Source organism: Pseudomonas sp. R62 (assembly GCF_000257605.1).
GTDB lineage: Bacteria > Pseudomonadota > Gammaproteobacteria > Pseudomonadales > Pseudomonadaceae > Aquipseudomonas > Aquipseudomonas atacamensis.
In genome coordinates this window covers 1-2,286 of record NZ_AHZM01000820.1, presented here as the reverse complement: position 1 = coordinate 2,286, position 2,286 = coordinate 1, and the positions used below count along the sequence as shown (strand labels likewise).

At 62.2% G+C, this 2,286-nt stretch carries 2 protein-coding genes; both read left to right on the top strand.

The annotated features are described in order from the left end of the window. Positions 1-156: 156 nt before the first annotated feature. On the top strand, positions 157-1,506 hold the full coding sequence (locus OQK_RS00230; RefSeq protein WP_038860056.1) for a GntP family permease: 1,350 nt from the start codon (positions 157-159) through the stop codon (positions 1,504-1,506). Between the two features lie 16 nt (positions 1,507-1,522). Continuing rightward, positions 1,523-2,286 (top strand): MurR/RpiR family transcriptional regulator (locus OQK_RS00225; RefSeq protein WP_016770588.1); only part of this gene is annotated, 764 nt, incomplete at its 3' end.

Genomic DNA, 2,286 nt, shown 5'->3' with positions numbered 1-2,286 from the left:
ACCCTCCGATTTTCATTAATCACGACACCCCATACCTACCAGCGACACCTCTTGTCTCTCCACGAAAATTACTTTCATGCGGTTTGAAATCTCGATCTCGAAATGATTTATGAGTTTCACAACCCATTCGAACGTGACCCTTTCGAGGAGTACCGCATGACGCCTTCCCTCGGCTATTGGCTGCTGGTCTACGCCGCCGTGGCCATCATCGCGCTGATCGTGTTGATCGCCCGTTACCGGCTCAATCCGTTCATTGTCATCACCCTGATTTCCCTGGGCCTGGCGCTGGTGGCCGGGATGCCGCCGTCGGCTGTGGTCGGTGCGTATGAGGCGGGTGTCGGCAAGACGTTGGGGCATATTGCGCTGGTGGTGGCGTTGGGAACGATGCTCGGCAAGATGATGGCCGAGTCCGGCGGGGCCGAGCAGATGGCGCGCACGCTGATCGAGCGATTCGGTGAGAAGAACGCGCACTGGGCGATGGTCTGCATCGCGTTTCTGGTCGGCTTGCCGCTGTTCTTTGAAGTCGGTTTCGTCTTGCTGGTGCCAATCGCTTTCACCGTGGCGCGCCGCGTCGGCGTGTCGATTCTGATGGTCGGGCTGCCGATGGTGGCCGGCCTCTCGGTGGTGCATGCGCTGGTGCCGCCGCACCCGGCGGCGATGCTCGCGGTGCAGGCCTATCAGGCCTCGGTCGGGCAGACCTTGCTGTACGCGATCGCGATCGGCATTCCGACCGCAATCATCGCCGGGCCGCTGTACGCCAAGTTCATCGTGCCGCGCATTCAATTGCCGACGGACAATCCGCTGGAAAAGCAATTTCTCGACCGCGAACCGCGCGACAAACTGCCGGGTTTCGGCATTACCATGGCGACCATTCTGCTGCCGGTGGTGCTGATGTTGATCGGCGGCTGGGCTAACCTGATTTCCACCCCCGGCAGCGCGTTCAATCAATTCCTGCTGTTCATCGGCAATTCGGTGATCGCGCTGTTGCTGGCGACTTTGCTGAGCTTCTGGACGCTAGGGATTGCCCAAGGTTTCAACCGCGAATCGATTCTCAAGTTCACCAACGAATGCCTCGCGCCCACCGCCAGCATCACCTTGCTGGTCGGCGCGGGCGGCGGCTTGAATCGGATTCTGGTGGATGCCGGCGTTACCGATCAGATCGTCGGCCTTGCCCATGAATTTCATTTGTCGCCACTGATCATGGGCTGGCTGTTCGCCGCGCTGATGCGCGTTGCCACTGGCTCGGCCACCGTGGCGATGACCACCGCATCAGGTGTTGTCGCGCCGGTGGCCATCGGTCTGGGTTATCCACATCCTGAGCTTTTGGTGCTGGCGACCGGCGCGGGCTCGGTTATCTTTTCCCACGTCAACGACGGCGGCTTCTGGTTGATCAAGGAATACTTCAACATGACGGTCGCGCAGACGTTCAAGACCTGGACCGTGCTCGAGACGCTGATTTCGCTGGTCGCTTTCGCGCTGACCGTCGGCCTTTCCTACCTGCTGTAACCGGAGCCCGCCGCCCATGGACATCCTCTACCAGATCCGCGCCCGCCAGGATTCCTTCAGTGCCGGCGAGGGGCGCATTGCGCGGTTGATGCTCGACGATGTCGGGTTTGCCGCCAGCGCCAGCCTCGAAGACCTCGCACAACGCGCCGAGGTCAGCACCGCCACGCTGTCGCGCTTTGCCCGCACGGTCGGCTGCCGCGACCTGCGTGATCTACGTCTGCAACTGGCCCAGGCCAGCGGCGTTGGCAGCCGGTTTCTCGACCCGGCGGGCACGCCTGAGCAGTCGGCGTTCTACGGGCAGATCGTCGGCGACATCGAAACCACCCTGCGCCAGCATCTGGCCGGTTTCGACGAATCGCGCTTCGCCGACGCAGTGAAATTACTCGGTCAGGCGCGGATGATTCACGCGTTCGGCATGGGCGGTTGCTCAACCCTGTGCAGCGATGAATTGCAGGTGCGCCTAGTGCGCCTCGGTTACCCGATTGCGGTGTGCCACGACGCGGTGATGATGCGCGTCACCGCCGCCAGTTTGAACGCCGAGCAAGTGCTGATCGCCTGCTCGCTGACCGGCATCACCCCGGAGCTTTTGGAAACCGTGGAGCTGGCGCGCAACTACGGCGCGCGCATTCTCGCCATCACTCGCGGCGATTCACCACTGGCCGAACTGGCCGACGTCGTGCTGCCGCTGCAAGGCGCAGAAACCTCGTTCATCTACAAACCGACGGCGGCGCGCTACGGCATGCTGTTGGCCATCGACGTGCTCGCCACCGAACTGGCGCT